Genomic DNA, 19950 nt, shown 5'->3' on the forward strand with positions numbered 1-19950 from the left:
TTATTTAACTTTGACTAGCTAAAAAAGAGTCATAAATTATATTTAAAAAAAATAATTACTACCTTTGCGTAAAGGAATCCCATTCGGTGGGATTCTTTCTATTTATATAAACGATGAAGTTATGAGCACAGTATCTTATTACACAGCAGAAGGATTAAAAAAACTTAGAGAAGAATTAGATCAATTAAAAAGTATAGAACGCCCTAAAGCCTCTCAAGCCATAGCAGAAGCAAGAGACAAAGGAGATTTGTCTGAAAATGCAGAATATGATGCGGCTAAAGAAGCACAAGGCCTTTTAGAAATGAAGATTTCTAAAATGGAAGAACTCGTTTCTAATGCTCGTTTAATTGACGAATCTCAATTAGATGTCTCTAAAGCACTTGTTTTATCTACTGTTAAATTAAAAAATCAAACTAATGGTATGGAAATGAAATATACCTTAGTTGCTGAAAGTGAAGCCGATTTAAAAACTGGTAAAATTTCTGTAACTTCTCCTATTGGAAAAGGTTTATTAGGAAAAAAAGTAGGTGAAATAGCAGAAATTAAAGTACCAAACGGAACTTTAAATTTTGAAGTATTAGAAATTACAAGAGAATAAACTATGGCTTCTATTTTTACAAAAATTATTAGCGGAGAGATACCTTGTTATAAAATAGCTGAGGATGAAAATTTTATTGCTTTTTTAGATGTAAATCCTAATGCGAAAGGACATACTTTGTGTGTGCCTAAGGTAGAAATTAATAAGATTTTTGATATGGATGAAGATTTATATCTTGGTCTAATGTCTTTCTCTAAAAAAATCGCAAAAGCTTTAGAAAAATCAATAGATTGTAAACGAGTTGGAGTGGCAGTAGTAGGTTTAGAAGTACCACATGTACATGTTCATTTAATTCCTTTACAAGATATGGATGATATGCGCTTTCAACGAAAAATAAGTTTAGAAAAATTAGAATTCGAACAAATTGCAAAAGAAATCGCTGAAAATATATAAAAGAAATCCCGATAAAATCGGGATTTCTTTATTACAAAACTTTTTTATTATAACTAACTTGAATTGTAGTTCCTTTTCCTATTTCTGAACTAATTACTTTTATTTGGCCTTTGTGATACTCCTGGACTATTCTTTTAGTAAGTGACAAACCAAGTCCCCATCCTCTTTTTTTTGTTGTGAAACCAGGTTCAAATATCTTTGTAAATTGATTTTTCGGAATGCCTTTTCCTGTGTCTGAAACTTTAATTCTAACTTTGTTTTTATCTTCAGTTATAGAAACATTAAGTTTCCCTTTTCCTTTCATAGCATCAATAGCATTCTTAACCAAATTCTCTATTGTCCAACTATGTAAAATGGGGTTAATAGGAATCATAATGGATTTTTCCAGACTAGAAAAACTAAATTCTACATGTTTAGAGGTTCTTAGTTTTAGATATTCAAAAGAATTTTTAGTTTCTTCCACTATATCTTTTTCTTCCAAGATGGGTTCACTACCAATTTTTGAAAAACGATCTGTTATGGTTTGTAATCGATCAATATCTTTTTCGATTTCTGTAATAGTTGAAGGTTCTACATTGTCTAACTTGAGAATTTCTAACCAGCCAATCAACGAGGATAATGGTGTCCCAATTTGATGTGCCGTTTCTTTTGCCATTCCTGCCCAAAGTTTGTTCTGGATAGCCATTTTTGTTGCTCTGTAAAAATTATAGATTAATCCAATAAATAAAATTATAATTAGCAAAAGAGCAATTGGATAAAATTTTAATTTATTTATGAGGTTTGAATTACCATAATAGAGATATTGAATTTTCCCCTTACTAAATTCCATCTCTAATGGCTTATTTTCCCTTTCTAATTGTTTTATCTTTTTTTTGAGTTCTAATGAGTCTCTTACTTCTAAATAGTCAATGTTGTTAATACCTATAACGTTATCATTTTCAGTAAGAATTAATGGAATTGTTTTGTTGTTTTCTAATATAAATAGATTTAATTCAGGATCGTAGTTTTCTAAATCAGCTGATAATAAATTACTTTGGGCTTTGGCCCAAAGTTCCATTTTATTTCGTTCATCTTCTTTGAAGATTTGAAAAAAAATATAGGTATTCCAAAGAATAATGATAACAATTAAAAAGGAAGCTAATATGATGAGCCAACGGGTTAAATTTCGTTTTTCGGAAAATTGCATAAGACTAATTTAAAAGTAAAAATACTAAAAATAGTTCTTGTTAAAAGGGTTTTCAAGTATAAAACGTTCCTTTTACAAGTATATTTTGTTTTTAGAAAAATAAAAGGAATTGATATAAATCACTTTTCAATTTGGGTTCGATTTAATTTTATGTAAATTTGTAAAAATCTTATTTACCTATGGTATCAATAAATCCAAATGATATTTCTCCAGCAAAATTACAAGGTTATTTACAAGGAGCAGTAGCTCCAAGACCAATTGCTTTTGCTAGTACAATTGATGAAAATGGGAATTCAAATCTTTCTCCATTTAGTTTTTTTAATGTGTTCAGTTCAAATCCACCTATCTTAATTTTTTCTCCAGCTAGAAGAGTGAGAAATAATTCTGTAAAGCATACTTTAATTAATTCTAAAAATACTAAAGAAGTTGTTATTAATGTAGTGAATTATGAGATTGTGCAACAAATGTCTTTGTCTAGTACAGAATATCCAGATGGTGTAAATGAATTTGAAAAAGCAGGTTTAACTATGCTAAAATCTGATTTAGTAAAACCTTTTCGTGTGGCTGAAAGTCCAGTGCAATTTGAATGTAAAGTAAATGAAATAATTGCATTAGGAAATGAAGGAGGTGCTGGAAATTTAATCATTTGTGAAGTAGTTAAAATTCATATTGATGAAGCAGTTTTAGATGCGAATGGAATAATTGACCAACACAAAATAGATTTAGTAGCAAGATGTGGCGGAAATTGGTATAGTAGAGCAAATATGGGATTATTTGAGGTAGAGAAGCCAATTTCAACTCTTGGGATTGGTGTAGATACTATTCCAGATTTTATTAAGAATAGTACAGTTTTTAATGGAAATGATTTAGGAATTTTAGGAAATATTGAAAGTATTCCATCTGAAGAAGAAATTACTATCTTTGTAAACGAAAATTTTAATGTTAAAGCAGTTTTAAGTGGTGATGATGAAACTAAAAAACACGAATTAGCCAAACAGTATATTGATAAAAATGAGGTTTTAAGTGCTTGGAAAGTACTATTAGCAAATAAATAAATTTATAAGAAATGGAAGTAACAGGAAGAGTAAAGGTAATTAATCCAGAACAGCAAATAAGTGCGACATTCAAAAAAAGAGAATTAGTTGTAACGACTGAAGAGCAATATCCACAACATATAATGATTGAGTTTACTCAAGATAAAACGGATTTATTAAACAATTATGCTCCAGGAGAACAAGTAAAAGTTTCTATCAACTTGAGAGGAAGAGAATGGGTTAATCCACAAGGAGAAACTAAATATTTCAACTCAATTCAAGGGTGGAGAATTGAAAAAATGCAACCAGAAGCTCCAGTAACAGGTCAAATGCCTCCTATGCCAGCATCAGAGGCTTTTGAGCCAGCTACTAATTTTAACGAAGAAGAGCACGACGATTTACCTTTTTAATAAATTACGTCTTAAAGTATAAAGTCTTAAAGTATAAAGTCATTTTTCATTGGAATTTTGATCTTTCACTTTAAGACTTTTGACTTTTTACAATTTTAAAATGTATTTTCTAACAAAAGATTTGTATTTCCCACCAGTGGAGGAAGCTTCACCAGAAGGTATTCTAGCAATTGGAGGCGATTTGTCAACTGAGCGATTGCTATTGGCCTATAAAAGCGGTATTTTCCCTTGGTTTGAAGATGATGAGCCTATCATGTGGTGGTCACCAGAAGAGCGAATGGTGCTATTTTTTGAAGATTTAAAAATTTCTAAGAGTATGCGAAATGTACTCAATCAAAAGAAATTCAAAGTAACATTCAATACTGCTTTTAGAGCAGTTATCTCAAATTGTAAAAAAATCAAACGAAAAGACCAACCTGGAACTTGGATTACTAATGAAATGGTGGAAGCGTATTGCAAATTACATGAAATTGGTGTAGCAAAAAGCATTGAAGTTTGGCAAGAAGATGAATTAGTTGGTGGCTTGTATGGAATCGATTTAGGTCATATCTTTTGTGGAGAAAGTATGTTTTCTAAAGTTTCTAATGCTAGTAAAGTAGCTTTTATTCACTTAGCAAAACATTTGGAACAAAATAACTACAGAGTTCTAGACTGTCAAGTGTATAATGAACATTTAGCTTCTTTAGGATGTGTTGAAATTGATAGAGATGACTTTATGATGGTTTTGAAGTACCCTAAAATTTCAACTTAACAAAATTCCATTCCAGTGTATTAAAAACAATAATTTCATTTGTCAAACAAGGCAAATGAGCTATAATTTTTAAAGTTTCATGAGCCATCATTGTACCGATAATTCCTGGTAAAGTTCCTAAAACGCCATTCAAACTACAATTTGGTACATCTTTAGGATTAGGTGGTTCTGGAAATAAATGACGAAGGTTTTTGCTTCCTTTATTATTGAAAACAGCAATTTGTCCTTCAAATTTTAAAATGCTTCCGTAAACTAATGGTTTTCCCAATTGCACACAGGTATCATTCACCAAATAGCGTGTGGCAAAATTATCGCAACCATCAACAATAATATCAAATTGAGAAAGTATTTTTTTGCAATTTTCAGATGTTATTTTTTCTTCGAAAGAAATATAATTACTATTTGGATTTAATATTTTTAAAACCTCATTTGCAATTTTTACTTTGGGTAAACCAATAGCATGCTCTGAATATAAAATTTGTCGGTGTAAATTGGATAAGTCTACAAAATCAAAATCAACGATGCCAATAGTTCCTACACCAGATGAAGCTAAATATTGAAGAACTGGACAACCTAAACCACCTGCTCCAATTACTAAAACTTTAGCTTTTTTAATTTTTTTCTGACCTTCTTTACCAATTTCTGGTAGTAACATGGGTTTTGTATATCGTAAGTAATCTTGAATATTAAGCATTTTTAAGATAGTTAAGAATTGTATTTATTTTGACTTTAAGACTTTACTTCATTACTAAATGTCCTGTCCCAATCTTTCCAAACAGGCTCGTAACCTTTTTTCCGGATAATAGTTGCTATCTCAGCAGCCGAACGTTCATCACTCGTTTCAAATTGTTCTAACGATTGTTTGTCAACACTATAGCCTCCAGGATTTGTTTTAGACCCTGCACTCATTGTTGTGGTACCAATAGGAATAATATTATCTCTGAACTTTTCATTTTCTCTAGTTGAAATGGAAATTTCTAAATCAGGATTCCATATTCGATAAGCGCAAATCAATTGTGTTAAATCTTTATCATCCATAATGAAATTAGGTTCTATAATCCCTTCAGCTGGGCGAAGTCGTGGAAAAGAAACAGAATATTTACTTTGCCAATATTTTTTTTGTAAATAATCAATATGTAGGGCATTGAAAAAGCTATCAGTTCTCCAGTTTTCTAAACCTAATAAAACACCTAATCCTATTTTATGAATGCCAGCCTTCCCAATTCTATCGGGAGTTTCCAATCGGAACTCAAAGTTTGATTTTTTACCTTTAGGATGGTATTTTTTATAGACATCTTCGTGATATGTTTCTTGATAGACCAAAACAGCATGTACACCTGCTTTGTGTAAAGCCAAATATTCTTCTTCATCGAGTGGCTGAACTTCGACCGAAATATGAGCAAAATGTTCTTGAATAATTGTGATGGCATTTAAGAAGTAATTAATGTTCACCGTATAGTTTGCTTCTCCTGTAACCAATAGAATATGATCAAAACCAGCTTCTTTTAGTACCTTTATCTCTTCTTTTATCTCACTATCATTTAGGGTTTTTCGTTTGATTTTATTGTCCAAACTAAAACCACAATAGGTACAGATGTTCTGACATTCGTTACTCAAATACATAGGAGCATACATTTGAATGGTTTTGCCAAAACGTTGTTTAGTAAGGATATGGCTTTTTTGAGCCATAACTTCTAAATAATTTTGTGCTACTGGTGAGATGAAATTTAAAAAATCATCGACTGTACATTTGTTTTTAGATAGACTTTGTTCCACGTCTTTAGCGGTAACAGAATAAATCCTTTCTTGAATGGAATCCCAATCGTATTTTTTGAATATTTCGTTGAATGTGTTCATGTTGTGTTTTTTGTAGCACGCAGATTTCGCTGATTTTGGCAGATTTTTAATTTTGTATGAATTGCTTTTCTATTCCTGCAATTTGTTTACTATTCGTTTTATATCATCGAGAATTGAAGTTGTATTGAAATTGACTAGAATTCCTAATTTTTTATCTGTGAGTTTTAAATAATTTGTGATCTGTTTATAATGAATTGGTGCTAAGTCTTCAACTGATTTTAATTCTATAATAACTTTGTCTTCAACCAATAAATCTATTTTAAAAGCAACATCTAGTACAATTTCTTCATAAGGAATTGTAATTTCAACTTGTCTCGCAACCTTTAAATCTAATTTATTCAATTCATAATATAAAGCACTTTCATATACCGATTCAAACAACCCAGGACCAAGTGTGTTGTAAACTTTGAAAATTGCTCCTCTTATTTTGTATGATAGTTCATTTTCTGTCATATTTTCTGATTTTAAAATTATTATGAATTATTGTTGCACTTTGATTTAACTGCTTTTACTTATATAAATCTATGTAATTTTAATTTTCAGCACTCAGATTACGCTATTTTTAGTAGATTTTTTTATGCATCTAAGTCATTTTTTATCTGCGGAAATCTGTAAAATCTGCGTGCTAAAATAAGTACTAAGTATAAATAAATTCTATTCACTCATTCAAAAAAGCCGTTAACGGACTTGATGCTTGTGCGAAACTAGAAACCGAACCCAATTGTGCTTCATAAGCTTTTCTTCCTGCTATTACTGCTTCTTTGAACGCTTCTGCCATTAACTTTGGATTTTGTGCGACAGCAATTGCTGTGTTTACTAAAACAGCATCTGCACCAATTTCCATGGCTTTGGCAGCATCAGAAGGAGCACCAATTCCAGCATCAATAATAACAGGAACATTACTTTGTTCAATAATAATTTCTAAAAAATCAATCGTTTTTAATCCTTTATTGCTTCCTATGGGAGAACCTAATGGCATTACGGTTGCTGTTCCAGCGTTTTCTAATAGTTTACATAAAACTGGGTCGGCATGAATGTAGGGCAATACTATGAAACCTAATTTAGCTAATTCTTCCGTTGCTTTTAACGTTTCAATTGGATCGGGTAATAAATATTTGGGATCGGGATGAATTTCTAATTTTAAGAAATTGGTTTCAAAAGCTTCTCTGGCTAATTGCGCTGCAAAAACAGCTTCTTTTGCATTTCGAGCACCTGAAGTATTTGGTAACAAATTAATATTGGGATGTTTTAAATGGGAAAGAATAGCATCTGTTTCGGTTTCAAAATCGACACGTTTTAAGGCTACTGTTACTAATTCACTTTCGGAAGCCAAAATAGCTTCTTCCATCTGTTGATTAGACCCGAATTTTCCCGTTCCTAAAAACAAACGGGAAGTAAATATTGTATCTGAAATTTTAAATATTGACATATAATTTTTCGTTGAGTGTTGTTGTTATTGTTGGGTTTTGAGTTAATAATCCTGAAACAGCAATACCATGAATTCCTGTTTTTAGTAGGGCTGAAACATCTTCCACTTGAATGCCTCCAATAGCAATAAGAGGTGTTGAGATATTATTTTCTTTCATTTGATTTAGAATAGTTTGGTAGCCTTCTAAACCTAAAATAGGACTTAATTTTTCTTTGGTAGTAGTGAAACGAAAAGGACCAAGACCTATGTAACCACATTTTTCATTTACTCTTTGTAAAATGTGTTCCAACGTATTGGCTGTTCCACCAATTATTTTTTGGTTGCCCAAAATAGCACGAGCGTCTTTAATTTGCATATCGTCTAAACCTAGATGAACACCATCAGCTTCCATTTGATAAGCTAAATCTACTTTGTCATTAATAATAAAAGTGGCTTTGTGTTGGCTACAAAGTTGTTTTGTTTTTTCGGCAAGAGTCAAAAGTTGGTTGTAATTGCCATTTTTAAAACGCAATTGAATCCAATCGCAACCGTTGTCTAATGTTTTTTCAATGTTATACAATTGTTCGTCAACTGTATTTCCTTGTGAGATATAGTGTAATTTACTAATCATGATGATATCCTAATAATGTATTGTTGGAATGAAGAAATTTTTCGATGTAAATCTTAGCTTTTTGACAAGAGGATGTAGTATCAAATCCCAAAGCTAAATTTGCAGTAATAGCTGAAGATAAAACACAACCCGAACCATGTTTGCTAAGAATAATTTTGGTTTCTGGTAACAATGTGATAATCTCATCTTTAAGAAACAAGAAATCGGTTCCCAATGCTTCTAAATTATGACCGCCTTTTAACAAAACAGCACAAGATTTAGAAAGTGATTTTGCAATATTTTCTGGTGTTTCATTTGAATGACTTAATGTTACAATCTCATTATAATTAGGTGTTATCAAATAGATTTGTTTTAGAATTACTTCTAATTTGGTTTGATTTTCTAGATTCATGAAATCGAAATTGGTACTAGATTTTAAAACCGAGTCCCAAATAATTTTTGTTTTCGGAGCTATTCTTTTTATAGTTGAAACTATGTTTTCTAAATAATCCAAAGAAGGAATAATGCCAATTTTAACGGCTTTAATTTCATATTTATTACAAAGAACTTCAATAGATTCTATGATAGAGTCCATTGAAATCCATGCCATTTTAATGAATTCATTTTCGGTTTGAATCGTGTTTCCTGTTACGATTGCTAAACCGTATACTTGATGTTGCTCGAATGTTTTTACATCAGCTAAAACACCAGCTCCACCAGAAGGATCAAAACCAGCAATACTTAAAACGAATGGACGATTTTTTGACATTTTTTAAAATTTTCTATTGGATTTTTACTGTTCCAAATGGTTCCTAGTATAGCAATATTATCAAAACCATTACTTAATGTATTTTTTATGTTTTCAACCGAAACACCTCCTAACGCAATCAATTTTGTATGTTGATTGGTTCGTTTTTTTATTTCTTCGAAGGCATTTTTAGTTGGCACATAATTCTCTTTTGATATACTTGAATAAATTGGACTTAAAAAGGAATAATCAAAAATATTGGGTAAACCATTAAAATCTGTTATCGAATGAACCGATGTTGAAAGAAACCTAACAGGTTTCAAAAACCTGTTAGGTTTAGCAAGTCTGTCTTTTTCAGTAAAATGAAGTCTCTTTATTTGAAATTTTTCTGCCAATACATGATGTTGATGTAAAACCAATTTTGAATAATAACTCGAATTTATTGCAGACAAAAAAGAACGTAATTCTTCTATTGAATAATTTGGTTTTCGAATATGAAATAACTCCATACCTTCTTCAAAAAGAGCATTGATGATGTTTGTTTCATTCACTATTTCCATTGGATTTGAAATTACTATCATATTAATTTTGACTAATTACTTTTGACTAATCACTAATTACTATCCTTACAAATAAATTTCCTTTCCGTTTTCGATAAACTCTTCCGACATGGCTTTCATGCCTTCTTCTGCAGCTGCTGAATCTCTAATTTCTTGAGAGATTTTCATCGAACAGAATTTTGGACCACACATCGAACAAAAGTGCGCTACTTTGGCACCATCTGCCGGTAAAGTCTCATCGTGAAATTCTCTTGCTGTGTCTGGATCTAGCGCCAAGTTGAATTGGTCTTCCCATCTAAATTCGAAACGTGCTTTACTCAAAGCATTATCACGGTATTGTGCTCCTGGATGTCCTTTGGCTAAATCGGCAGCATGTGCTGAAATCTTATACGTAATTACCCCATCTTTCACATCTTTTTTATTGGGCAAACCCAAATGTTCTTTTGGAGTAACATAGCAAAGCATCGCACAACCATACCAACCAATCATTGCTGCACCAATGGCAGAAGTAATGTGATCGTAACCTGGAGCAATGTCAGTTGTTAAAGGTCCTAATGTATAAAATGGAGCTTCCGAACAATGTTCTAGTTGTTTATCCATGTTTTCTTTAATCATGTGCATAGGAACATGACCTGGACCTTCAATAAATACTTGGACATCGTATTTCCATGCAATTTTTGTTAGTTCTCCCAGTGTTTCTAATTCGGCAAATTGAGCAGCATCATTAGCATCAGCAATAGAACCCGGACGCAATCCATCTCCAAGTGAGAAAGCCACATCATATTGCTTCATGATTTCGCAGATTTCTTCGAAATGGGTGTATAAAAAGTTTTCCTTATGATGGAATAAACACCATTTTGCCATGATAGAACCACCACGAGAGACAATTCCTGTTACTCGATTGGCTGTTAAATGAATGTATCTCAAAAGGACACCAGCGTGAATCGTAAAATAAGAAACCCCTTGCTCTGCTTGTTCGATTAAAGTATCTCTAAAAATTTCCCATGTTAGATCTTCAGCAACGCCTTTTACTTTTTCTAGTGCTTGGTAAATAGGCACCGTTCCAATAGGCACTGGAGAATTACGAATGATCCATTCTCTAGTTTCGTGAATGTTTTTACCAGTTGACAAATCCATTATAGTATCTGCTCCCCAACGGCAAGCCCAAACGGCTTTTTCTACTTCTTCTTCAATACTAGAAGTTACAGCACTGTTTCCAATATTGGCATTAATTTTTACTAAGAAATTTCTCCCAACAATCATCGGTTCACTTTCAGGATGGTTGATGTTGTTTGGAATTATTGCTCGACCAGCTGCTACTTCGCTTCTTACAAATTCGGGTGTGATTTTACTTTTTGGTGTATTGGCTCCAAAACTTTGCCCTACATGTTGGCATTGCATCGCTTTCGTTTGAGTTTCTAATTGCTCAATGCGCTGGTTTTCACGAATGGCAATGTATTCCATTTCTGGAGTAATAATACCTTGTTTAGCGTAGTAAAGTTGGGTAACATTGGCTCCTTTTTTGGCACGCATCGGTTTATGTAAATATTCAAAGCGCAAATGGTCTAGTTCTGTTTTTTGCAAACGCTCTTTCCCATAGTTTGAAGAAATTTCAGTTAATTCTTCTACATCATCACGGTCTATAATCCATTGTTCGCGCAAGCGTGGTAATCCTTTTCTAACGTCAATTTCGATATTTGGATCGGTATAAGGTCCGGAAGTATCGTAAACAGTTACTGGAGGATTTTTTTCAACACCACCTTTGGCTAATTTAGTGTCTGATAGCACGATTTCTCGCATGGCAACTTTTATTGGATGAATGTTACCGTCGATATACACTTTTCTTGAATTTGGAAAAGGTTCTCTTGATATTTTTTCTTCGTTTGTCATATTTTTAGTCTTAAAGTTGTTAAGTCAAATAGTTTAAAATTTTTTTGATTTTTTGGAACTGAATACTAAATTTAACCACCTTGTGTAGCAGTAATTATTAAAATGTCATCGGAAGGAGATAGGGAAAAAGTAGTCCATTGGTTTTTGGAAACCACGGTTTGGTTTACAGCAACGGCTATTCCGTTTTGTTTTTCGGGAAGTTCGAAATCGATAAGTTCTTGGATTGTAAGTGTTTTACAATCGAAAGTTTTCTTTTGGTTGTTGATTTTTAATTCCATTCCTTTAACTGAATTTAGTATATAGTTATACTTTAGGAATGGCTATACTAGTACATGAATGTACAAAGAAGTCATCTTACTTTTCCCTACGCTAGTATGAACTAGATCAGGTTCAGAGGGTAAAATCTCAGCCTGTAATATTACAGACACCCCTAAAGTGAAAAACAAATGTAGTGATTTTTTTGTTTCTAAAAAAACAATCGTTTTCAAAATGTAGCTTACGATTGTATGTTTAAATCAGTGATGTATTGATGGGTAAAAAAGGGGTAAAAACCCATCAATGGTTCATTTGTCAACTGATAGTACAAGACTTACTAATTTGATTTGTGAATCATTTTCATAATATTCAATAATCATTTTCAAATTTTTATCATCATATAGAACTCTTAGATCGTGAAATGATTTTGTTTTAATTGCTGTAAAATCTTTAATGAACTGATCTTTGTCTTTTTATCAATGCCATTATAATTTCTAATATAGACATTTAACAATAAACTACTTTTTTAGAGGATGTAAAAGAGATCGTATCTAAGTTTTTGGTTGTTTTTTTTGAATAAAAGTGCTATCAATATTGTTGACTCCCTATTTTTTTTTGAATAGTTACATAATCTAATTCAAATTGAGAAAAAGAATAAATAGGGAATAACAGGATAATTATTAAATATTTCATTCATCTTTAAAAAATCAAAATTTCGGCAACGTCTTAACATACAATTCTTCCACTTTTTTTCTTGCCCAATCGGTTTTTCGTAAGAAAGTTAAACTTGATTTTATCGAAGGGTTTTCAGTAAAACATTTGATTTTAATTAATTCTCCTAAAGTATCAAAACCATAGAAATCAACTAATTGTTCTACAATTGTTTTTAAAGTTTTACCATGTAAAGGATCATTGCTCATTTTTTTAGATTTTTGTGATTCAAAAATATGTATTTAGACATTCAAAATAACAAAGAAAAAGGGAAAAGTTGCATTACGTTTTGGATTGCATTTATTTCATAAAGAAATCAACTCATTTCTAAGTTGCTTTTTGTCTTTTATAATATACTACTATGTCAAAAGACTATTGTGAGTGTGTTAATTTTTTAAGAAGCAGTATAAATATTTTCAGTACAAAATCCCACCCGCTTTCCGCGTTACACGGTAACTTGCTACAATCGGGGCTAGATTAGAACTTTAGTCTTTTTATATTACAATTAGTAAAGCTAGGCTATAAAACAACAAAAGCAACTTTTAAAAGAGTTGCTTTTGTTGTTTTTATAAACTTTGTGTCCACGAGCTAGAAGCTCGCGGTAGCGATGCCGATTATTTAGAGACGCTCGGACCAGCTAAGGGCAATTTACTTCTTTATCTATACATAATTTATTAATATTAGGATCATTAATATTGACAATGATCTCAAAGCATCTATTAAGTAATTTTTTGTTAATATCGTCTACCAAGTAACTCCCTTTATAAATTTTATTTTTAAAACTAAATTTATAAATATAATAAGTTTGAATATTAACAGCAATTTTAATATCAATGATCTTACCATGTACTATTTCTTTTGGTTCTAATGATTTTTCCTTATTTAAATAATAAATTAAGAATGCTAAAAACCCAATTATTATAACAGGTACTAATTTTTCCTTTAATATACTAGTGAAATTCATGATTATTTTTTAATTTAATAGTTTTTCAAAGCGGAAAATCCTAATTAAAACTATTTTTTTTCTTATTACTATTTAGACCATTAAGTTGAACTGAGTTTATTTCCTTTTGTTTAATTTCTAAAGATTTAATTTGTTTCTTAAATAAAGAAAGACCTGTCTTTACCATTGTGTTTGAAATACCTTCCATATACGCACCCATAGCAGAAGAGCTAAATACTTCCCCACTAGAAGCTGATATAGACTTATTTAAACTACTACTTACTTTCCCTAAAGAAAAGTTTAGGGCAGTATCAGAGACTGAATTAATTGTAAAAACATCTTCAACTGTAATATTTGTTAATGACCTCATAAATAATCCTCCGTTACCACCGAAAACAGCACTGATAGCTACATCACCATAATCCATCTTATCAGTAGTAAAACCATTACCTACATATTGTGAAAAGTAACTACTTCCTCCACCTATAAAAATAGTTCTCCCTGCATTCAGACTAAACTGACTCTGTAAAGCAGGAATCCAACCAGATCCCGTCACCGTTTCAGCAAATCCTGTTGTCCCAAACCATGCAGTATATGCACCATAAGCTTCTAAAGTCCCTACTGCAAAAGCTCCACCTAATAAGCCTACGCTAACTGCTTTCATAGTAGGATCGTGTGCAGCCAAGTAATGGCTTGAGTATTGCTTTTGGTGAGACTCAAAAGTAATCCCACGTACTTGTGCTTGAGGAATTTGTACTGAGGGTGTTCTAGCATACGCTTTTAAAGTATAAAAACTTGATGGATTCTGTATGTTTAAACTTGCAGCACTGTATGCATCATAAAACGAATTAAAATATCCTCCAGTTATAGGTCCTAATGCAGCTGGTCCAATTTGTCCTTGACTATTAACAGTCCATCCATCCTCAAGACCTTCAATCTCTATCATATCAATTACGCTGTTACTTGCAAATTGATATGGTGTTAATTCAGGATATTCTTTAGTCAAAGGATCAGTTGCAAAAAACCTACCCACTCGAGGGTCATGCATTCTAAAAGTGTAATTTAACGAATTCCCTTCCCCTTTTAACTCATCATCTTTTTCTTGTCCTTGGAAACCGTAACGGTAGGCTGTGCTAGAGCTGGTGCGGCTTGGCAAGGTCATTCCAAAAGGATAGTAGTCAAAATGTGATTAGCATCAGTATTTGCAATATATTACAGCTATGTAAAAATGCTTAAAAATGCACTTTTATGCTTTTTTCGACATTTTTACGACCTAAAATAGAGCTTTTTTATGCTGTTTGTAAGAACGTTTTGTTATCTCAAATATAGGTATTTTTTTGAGATGTTTTTTGTGTATTTTTGCAAAAATAGTTTTTAATGAAAAAACCACTTCTTTTAGTTCCTTTATTCAAACAATTTATTAGAGATTCTGAATTTGGAAAAAGATTGAAAAAAAACGGAGAAAGAATAACAACTGGTTCCATTGTGAATTATAAATATGTGCTTCAAAATTTAATTCAGTATAGTACTGAGGCTAATTTTGAACTTAGAGTTTGTAGTATCCTAAGATTAACAGCTCGAGAATTAAAATCGGAAAAAGCCTATTGGAAAAAATTCTATAAAGGGTTTACTGAATTTATGTATAAAAAAGGATGCTTCGACAATTATGTTGGTGCAAACATAAAAGTGATTCGGGTTTTCTTTAATTATTTAAAAGAAGAGAAAGATTTATATGTTGGGGATTTTCACAAACAGTTTTATGTAAGAAAAGAAGAAATTGATATTTTAGTTTTGTCCCCTGATCAATTAAAATTTTTAATTCACGATAAAGAATTTGAAAAGAAACTCACTTCTACTCAAATTAAACTAAAAGATATTTTTGTTTTTGGTTGTACAACGGGTCTTCGTTTTTCGGATATCTTTTTGTTGACCAATAAAAATTTTGAAAAAACAAATGAAGATTGGTACTTAAAATTAAAATCAAAAAAGACTAAAACCTATAGTTTCATTAAATTACCAAGCTATGCTATAGAAGTGTATCAGAAATACAAACCTTCTAGTAGCAAAACACCTCTTTTTGGTGAAAAGAATTTATCCAACTTTAATCGTTCTTTAAAAAGAATAGGAGAGCTAGCTGGTTTTACAGATGTAGTCGAAGTGTCAAGAGAAAAGCAAGGTAAAACCAAAAAAGTAAGTAGCAAAACAAAGGAACGTTTTTGCGATAAAATGAGTTCGCACATGATGCGTCGAACCGCTATTACTACTTTATTAATATTAGGTATGCCTGAACATTTAGTTCGAAAAATAAGTGGTCATAGTCATGGCAGTAGTTCTTTTAACCGATATGTACATTATGCTCAAGCTTATATTGATAAAGAAATTGAAAAAGTGCATACTAAATTAGAAAGTTACTAGTTAAATTAACATAAACAGTATTAAGGTTTTATAAAAAAAACTAACTTGCGCTCGTTTTTAATCACATATATAATGAAGAAGATTTTTACAATTGTGTTCATCAACATTTTTTTAATATCCTTTACAGATCCGTATACTATTAAAAGAGTATCTGATAAAGAATATAGATATGAGTTTTATACTACAGATAAAGTGAGTAGTATTAAAAATACAAAAAAATACTATTGGTTCAAAGGAGGATTAATTCATTCTTCACAAGGAGGTGTTGCTGGGCAACTTTTAAATGATGATTTTAAGAAATTCTATCATAGTAATCAATTAGCGGAACAAGGGAAATTCAAAAAAGGTTTAAAGGTAGGTTTATGGAAAACATGGTTTCAAAATGGAACATTAGAAACCACTCAAAAATTCAGTAATGGATTGTCAAGTGGTGATTTTCAAAAATTTGACGGTAATGGTAATATAATTGAAAAAGGGAAATTCAAAAAAGGAAAAAAACATGGTCAATGGGTCAATTATATTTCAAAAGATACTATCCAATTTAAAAATGGTGAAATTTTTATACCAAAACCAAAATTAACCAAAGAAGAAAAAGCTTTAGCTAAAGAAGCCAAATTTAAAGAGAAAGAAGCTTTGAAACTTCAAAAGGAGAAAGAAAAAGAGTTAAAAAAAGCTGAAAAAGAAAAGTCTCAAAATCAAAAAGGAAAATCAAAAGAATCTCCAAAAGAAAAAAACAAAAAAGAGAACTTCTTTACGCGTCTTTTTAGTAAAAAGGAAAAATAATGGTAAAAGCACATAGTCTATTGTATGCTGTTTATGTTTGCTTACTTGTAGCGATATTTTGTGGAGGATTGTTATTATTATCAAATTTATATAACCAGCTGAATTTGTACTATGTCACACATGAAACCTTATTCATAAGTAACCAATCTACAGTAAATTATGCTTTAGGCAATAGTTTAGTTACTGATGAATCTATTTTAACAGAAGAAGAAACTGGAATTCAATCACAATTTTCTATTAAGAATCATGGTTTATTGCCTTTACTTTTGACACAATCTTATGTGAAAAATGACACCATCTCTTCTGCACATTTTGTAGGTCAAAAAGTAGCTAGTACTAATATCGCTCTGTATATGGCAAATTTCACCCAACCTTTAAGTCTTTCGGGTGATGTTACTATAAAAGGAAACCTTTTTATGCCAACCGACCGTATAAAAGAATCTTATATAAATAATAGACCTAATAAAATTAGTATTCAAGGAAACAAAACCATTTCAGAAATTCAACTGCCTACTCTTTCGGATAAATGCAACTCTATTTTTGAAATCAGAAATAGTTACAAAACAAATTTTAATGCTGTAGATAAGAAAAAGGATTCTATATATGTAAATTCTTTTTTTAATGAAACTATAGAATTTCAAATGAGCAATACAACTTTGGAAAACAAAATCATAAAAGGTAATTTTATTGTTAGTTCCAATGATTCCATATACATTAGAAAAAATAATATTTTAGAAGATGTTATCATCATTGCACCAAAAGTAGCCATTGAATCAGGCTTTGAAGGTACTATTCAGGTGTTTGCTAAAGAGTCAATTAGTATTGAAAAAGAAGTGACATTGAATTATCCTTCTGTTATTGCATTATATAATAATAAAGAAGACCAGAAAGCTTTTGCGTTCATTGACGAAGCATTCAAAATTGCCGGTTTAGTAATGCTTTTTGGTAACGATTTAGTTCATTTGAATAAAAACACTTTAGAAATAAAAGAAAAAGGTAAAGTAATGGGCAATATTTATTGTACTGGTGTTTTAACTTTAAAAAGTGATGTATATGGAGCTGTTTATACTTCAAAATTGAATCACAAAACACTTTCTTCTAGCTACTCTAATACTATTGCTGACGTTACAATTGATATAACCAAAAAACCAAAAGTTTTTATAGATATGCCCATTTTTAATAATAAAAACAACCGTTATGCCATTATTAAAAAGGTATTATAAAGCTAATTCCATAATAGAATCGGTTATTGCATTAACCATCATCTCGATTTGCATTTATATTGCTATAATGGTATATGCCAATGTGTTTTCTCCCAAAACATCAATTAAGCAATATTCCCATCAAAATGAAATAAACCAACAGTTTTATTTGATGCAATTGCAAGATGAAACCGAAATTGAAAATATAGAAGTTACAGAAAATTGGATAAATGCTTATTTGAAAGAAGTAACCCTTATTTATAAAGATAGTTTGTCTACCAATGTTACTAAAACCGTTTACATTCATACTGATGAAGAATAGCAACTACATAAAAGCGTTTTCAATTGTAGAAGTTATGGTTAGCATGGTCATTACTGCTATAATAGTTGGGTTAATTTTTGGTGTTTTTACAATTGTTTCAGAACAAATTTTAGCATTTAAAAAAGAAAACGAACAAACAGCAGATTTCAACAGACTGTCTTATAGTTTAAACAAAGCCGTTTTTGATAGTGAGAAAATGATGGTAAGAGAGAATGGAGTTTACTTTCAAACCTATGATGGAGATACTGTTTTTTATCAAAAGGAAGAAACTTACTTTATTAGAAAAGCACAAAATTTCACTGATACTTTTAAAATACAAATTAATGAAATCCGTATGGACTCGCTTTTTAATTCAAAAAAAAGTAAAGTGTTTCAAAAACTGGAATTGCAATTAGTTATTAATAAAAATATCATACCACTTCGTTTTTACAAACCGATTTATGCCAATCAATTAATTCTTTGGAAAGAATAAAATGAGTTTAGATTTAAACAATTACAAAAAAAACAAGCCAAAACAAAAGAAGGATTTTCAATTCAATTTTGGAAAACTCAGTGTTTCCAAAACCTTTTCGGATAAGCAAAAAGAAATATTCTATAGAGAATTAGGCATGCTCTTAAAATCGGGTGTCGATTTTAAGAAGGCATTAGAAATCTTAAGTCAACAAGTTGAAAAGAAAAAAGAAAAAGAGCTTATTTTAGAGTTGAAAGATAAAATTGTTCATGGGAAAAGCATCTATGAGTCCATGTTGGAATCCAAACAATTTTCTCCTTACGAATATTACAGTGTTCAAATTGGAGAAGAAACCAGAAAACTAGAAGAAGTTTTAACAGAACTCCAGAAGTATTTCAACCGAAAAATTCAAATGCGTAGACAAATTGTTTCGGTACTGACTTATCCTTCAATTGTAATGTTGGTAACAGTTTTAGTCTTGTATTTTATGTTGAATAAGGTTGTACCCATGTTTAGTTCTGTATTTAAGCAATTTGGAAGTGAATTACCAAAAAGCACCCAATACATTATCAAGATTTCAAATCATTCAGGAGTTATTTTTCTATTGTTTTTCTTAACGATTATTGCTTTAGTTGTTACCCATTTTCTATTGCGAGAAAAGGATGGTTATCGAAAATTTATCTCCACTTTAATTTTAAAAATACCTTATTTTGGAAATCTTATTCGAAAAATATATATTTCTCGTTTTTGTCAATCAATGAATCTATTGATTACTTCAAAAACTACTTTACTAACTTCTTTGTCTTTAACTTCTAAGATGATAAGCTTTTATCCTATTGCTTACTCCATTGAAAGTATTAAAAATGATATTACTAAAGGAGCCTCCTTGCATGAAAGTTTGAGAAAACATAAAATTTATGAAAACAAATTAGTTTCAATGGTAGAAGTTGCGGAACAAATCAACCAACTTGATACTATGTTTGAGCGCTTGTCAGAACAATATAATGAAGAAATAAACCATCAAACAAAAATGATAGGGGTAGTTCTTGAACCTATGATTATTATTGTTATTGGAATTGTAGTAGGAGTTATTATGGTTTCCATGTATGCTCCTATGTTTGATTTAAGTAAAATTATTAAATAATTTATAAGTGCCTTTTCTAACTTATACAAGTACTAGTGATTAGCTTTAATTTATAGTTTTGTTTTAATTTAAAGATTTCTTGGTCAACAAACTTTATTTTTAAACTATATGACTAAATGAATTACAATCGCTTCTAAAATGATGCTTTTCAATAATATGGTTTAAATTATTTTACATATTTTTTATTAAATAAAATGCTAATGTTAAGACAAAATTATTAAAACTAATTTTATAAAATAAATGTTAACATACTTATTGCTTTATTACTATTAAAGATTT

The 19950-nt window shown here is 30.7% G+C and carries 23 protein-coding genes, 1 pseudogene and 1 riboswitch; of the genes and pseudogenes, 11 read left to right on the plus strand and 13 right to left on the minus strand.

What is annotated here, in order from left to right; all coding sequences use genetic code 11:
* Positions 1-121 precede the first annotated feature (121 nt).
* Positions 122-598, plus strand: coding sequence for a transcription elongation factor GreA (gene greA / locus FIA58_RS19940; protein WP_140964461.1), 477 nt, complete (start codon positions 122-124; stop codon positions 596-598).
* Between the two features lie 3 nt (positions 599-601).
* Positions 602-991: an HIT family protein gene (locus tag FIA58_RS19945; RefSeq protein WP_140964462.1), complete on the plus strand. Its 390-nt coding sequence runs from the start codon at positions 602-604 to the stop codon at positions 989-991.
* Between the two features lie 31 nt (positions 992-1022).
* Here the strand turns inward: FIA58_RS19945 and FIA58_RS19950 are convergent, their stop codons facing one another.
* Positions 1023-2177, minus strand: a complete 1155-nt coding sequence (locus tag FIA58_RS19950; RefSeq protein WP_140964463.1) for a sensor histidine kinase — start codon at positions 2175-2177, stop codon at positions 1023-1025.
* A 179-nt stretch (positions 2178-2356) separates the two neighbouring features.
* Here FIA58_RS19950 and FIA58_RS19955 point away from each other — a divergent pair, with 179 nt between their 5' ends.
* The 3 genes from FIA58_RS19955 to aat all read left to right on the plus strand — a co-directional run bounded on the left by FIA58_RS19955 (position 2357) and on the right by aat (position 4372).
* Positions 2357-3232, plus strand: coding sequence for a flavin reductase family protein (locus FIA58_RS19955; RefSeq protein ID WP_140964464.1), 876 nt, complete (start codon positions 2357-2359; stop codon positions 3230-3232).
* Between the two features lie 11 nt (positions 3233-3243).
* Positions 3244-3621 carry a DUF3127 domain-containing protein gene (locus tag FIA58_RS19960; protein ID WP_140964465.1) on the plus strand — a complete coding sequence of 126 codons (378 nt, stop codon included), beginning with the start codon at positions 3244-3246 and terminating at the stop codon, positions 3619-3621.
* A 100-nt stretch (positions 3622-3721) separates the two neighbouring features.
* Positions 3722-4372, plus strand: coding sequence for a leucyl/phenylalanyl-tRNA--protein transferase (gene aat / locus FIA58_RS19965; RefSeq protein WP_140964466.1), 651 nt, complete (start codon positions 3722-3724; stop codon positions 4370-4372).
* On the opposite strand, the gene FIA58_RS19970 is transcribed toward aat, so the two are convergent.
* From FIA58_RS19970 to FIA58_RS20025, 12 genes and pseudogenes are all read right to left on the minus strand, one after another.
* A complete protein-coding gene (locus tag FIA58_RS19970; RefSeq protein ID WP_140964467.1) occupies positions 4356-5066 on the minus strand; it encodes a HesA/MoeB/ThiF family protein in 711 nt (236 codons plus the stop codon). The genes aat and FIA58_RS19970 overlap by 17 nt on opposite strands.
* A 35-nt stretch (positions 5067-5101) precedes the next feature.
* Positions 5102-6229 (minus strand): 2-iminoacetate synthase ThiH, encoded by a 1128-nt coding sequence (gene thiH / locus FIA58_RS19975; RefSeq protein ID WP_140964468.1) that lies wholly within the window; start codon positions 6227-6229, stop codon positions 5102-5104.
* A gap of 69 nt (positions 6230-6298) precedes the next feature.
* On the minus strand, positions 6299-6682 hold the full coding sequence (locus FIA58_RS19980; protein WP_140964469.1) for a GxxExxY protein: 384 nt from the start codon (positions 6680-6682) through the stop codon (positions 6299-6301).
* Between the two features lie 205 nt (positions 6683-6887).
* On the minus strand, positions 6888-7658 hold the full coding sequence (locus tag FIA58_RS19985; RefSeq protein ID WP_140964470.1) for a thiazole synthase: 771 nt from the start codon (positions 7656-7658) through the stop codon (positions 6888-6890).
* On the minus strand, positions 7645-8268 hold the full coding sequence (locus FIA58_RS19990) for a thiamine phosphate synthase (protein WP_140964471.1): 624 nt from the start codon (positions 8266-8268) through the stop codon (positions 7645-7647). The genes FIA58_RS19985 and FIA58_RS19990 overlap by 14 nt, the downstream gene beginning before the upstream one ends.
* Entirely contained in the window at positions 8261-9016 is a 756-nt protein-coding gene (locus tag FIA58_RS19995; protein ID WP_140964472.1) for a hydroxymethylpyrimidine/phosphomethylpyrimidine kinase, read from the minus strand. The genes FIA58_RS19990 and FIA58_RS19995 overlap by 8 nt, the downstream gene beginning before the upstream one ends.
* The gene (locus FIA58_RS20000; protein ID WP_140964473.1) at positions 8989-9576 is read right to left on the minus strand and encodes a thiamine phosphate synthase; all 588 of its coding nucleotides are present in this window, start codon (positions 9574-9576) and stop codon (positions 8989-8991) included. Before FIA58_RS20000 ends, FIA58_RS19995 begins: the two co-directional genes overlap by 28 nt.
* A gap of 45 nt (positions 9577-9621) precedes the next feature.
* The gene (thiC, locus tag FIA58_RS20005) at positions 9622-11445 is read right to left on the minus strand and encodes a phosphomethylpyrimidine synthase ThiC (protein WP_140964474.1); all 1824 of its coding nucleotides are present in this window, start codon (positions 11443-11445) and stop codon (positions 9622-9624) included.
* A 71-nt stretch (positions 11446-11516) separates the two neighbouring features.
* Positions 11517-11723: a sulfur carrier protein ThiS gene (thiS, locus tag FIA58_RS20010; RefSeq protein ID WP_140964475.1), complete on the minus strand. Its 207-nt coding sequence runs from the start codon at positions 11721-11723 to the stop codon at positions 11517-11519.
* Positions 11724-11789: 66 nt separating this feature from the next.
* Positions 11790-11887: riboswitch (TPP riboswitch) on the minus strand.
* 520 nt (positions 11888-12407) lie between these two features.
* Positions 12408-12620 (minus strand): VF530 family protein, encoded by a 213-nt coding sequence (locus FIA58_RS20015; RefSeq protein WP_140964476.1) that lies wholly within the window; start codon positions 12618-12620, stop codon positions 12408-12410.
* 428 nt (positions 12621-13048) lie between these two features.
* Positions 13049-13375, minus strand: a complete 327-nt coding sequence (locus FIA58_RS20020) for a hypothetical protein (RefSeq protein ID WP_140964477.1) — start codon at positions 13373-13375, stop codon at positions 13049-13051.
* Between the two features lie 40 nt (positions 13376-13415).
* Positions 13416-14519: pseudogene (locus FIA58_RS20025) on the minus strand (RHS repeat-associated core domain-containing protein); the annotation flags it as partial.
* Between the two features lie 212 nt (positions 14520-14731).
* Here FIA58_RS20025 and FIA58_RS20030 point away from each other — a divergent pair.
* From FIA58_RS20030 to FIA58_RS20055, 6 genes are all read left to right on the plus strand, one after another.
* The gene (locus tag FIA58_RS20030) at positions 14732-15769 is read left to right on the plus strand and encodes a tyrosine-type recombinase/integrase (RefSeq protein ID WP_140964479.1); all 1038 of its coding nucleotides are present in this window, start codon (positions 14732-14734) and stop codon (positions 15767-15769) included.
* A 72-nt stretch (positions 15770-15841) separates the two neighbouring features.
* Complete coding sequence (locus FIA58_RS20035) at positions 15842-16552, plus strand: toxin-antitoxin system YwqK family antitoxin (RefSeq protein ID WP_140964480.1); 711 nt, start codon at positions 15842-15844, stop codon at positions 16550-16552.
* Positions 16552-17775: a hypothetical protein gene (locus FIA58_RS20040; RefSeq protein WP_140964481.1), complete on the plus strand. Its 1224-nt coding sequence runs from the start codon at positions 16552-16554 to the stop codon at positions 17773-17775. The genes FIA58_RS20035 and FIA58_RS20040 overlap by 1 nt, the downstream gene beginning before the upstream one ends.
* Positions 17750-18076, plus strand: a complete 327-nt coding sequence (locus tag FIA58_RS20045; protein WP_140964482.1) for a hypothetical protein — start codon at positions 17750-17752, stop codon at positions 18074-18076. Before FIA58_RS20040 ends, FIA58_RS20045 begins: the two co-directional genes overlap by 26 nt.
* Positions 18066-18548 (plus strand): PulJ/GspJ family protein, encoded by a 483-nt coding sequence (locus tag FIA58_RS20050; RefSeq protein WP_165928965.1) that lies wholly within the window; start codon positions 18066-18068, stop codon positions 18546-18548. Before FIA58_RS20045 ends, FIA58_RS20050 begins: the two co-directional genes overlap by 11 nt.
* A gap of 1 nt (position 18549) precedes the next feature.
* On the plus strand, positions 18550-19671 hold the full coding sequence (locus FIA58_RS20055) for a type II secretion system F family protein (RefSeq protein WP_140964484.1): 1122 nt from the start codon (positions 18550-18552) through the stop codon (positions 19669-19671).
* Positions 19672-19950 lie beyond the last annotated feature (279 nt).

Origin of the sequence: Flavobacterium jejuense, assembly GCF_006491595.2 — a bacterium.
Lineage (GTDB): Bacteria > Bacteroidota > Bacteroidia > Flavobacteriales > Flavobacteriaceae > Flavobacterium > Flavobacterium jejuense.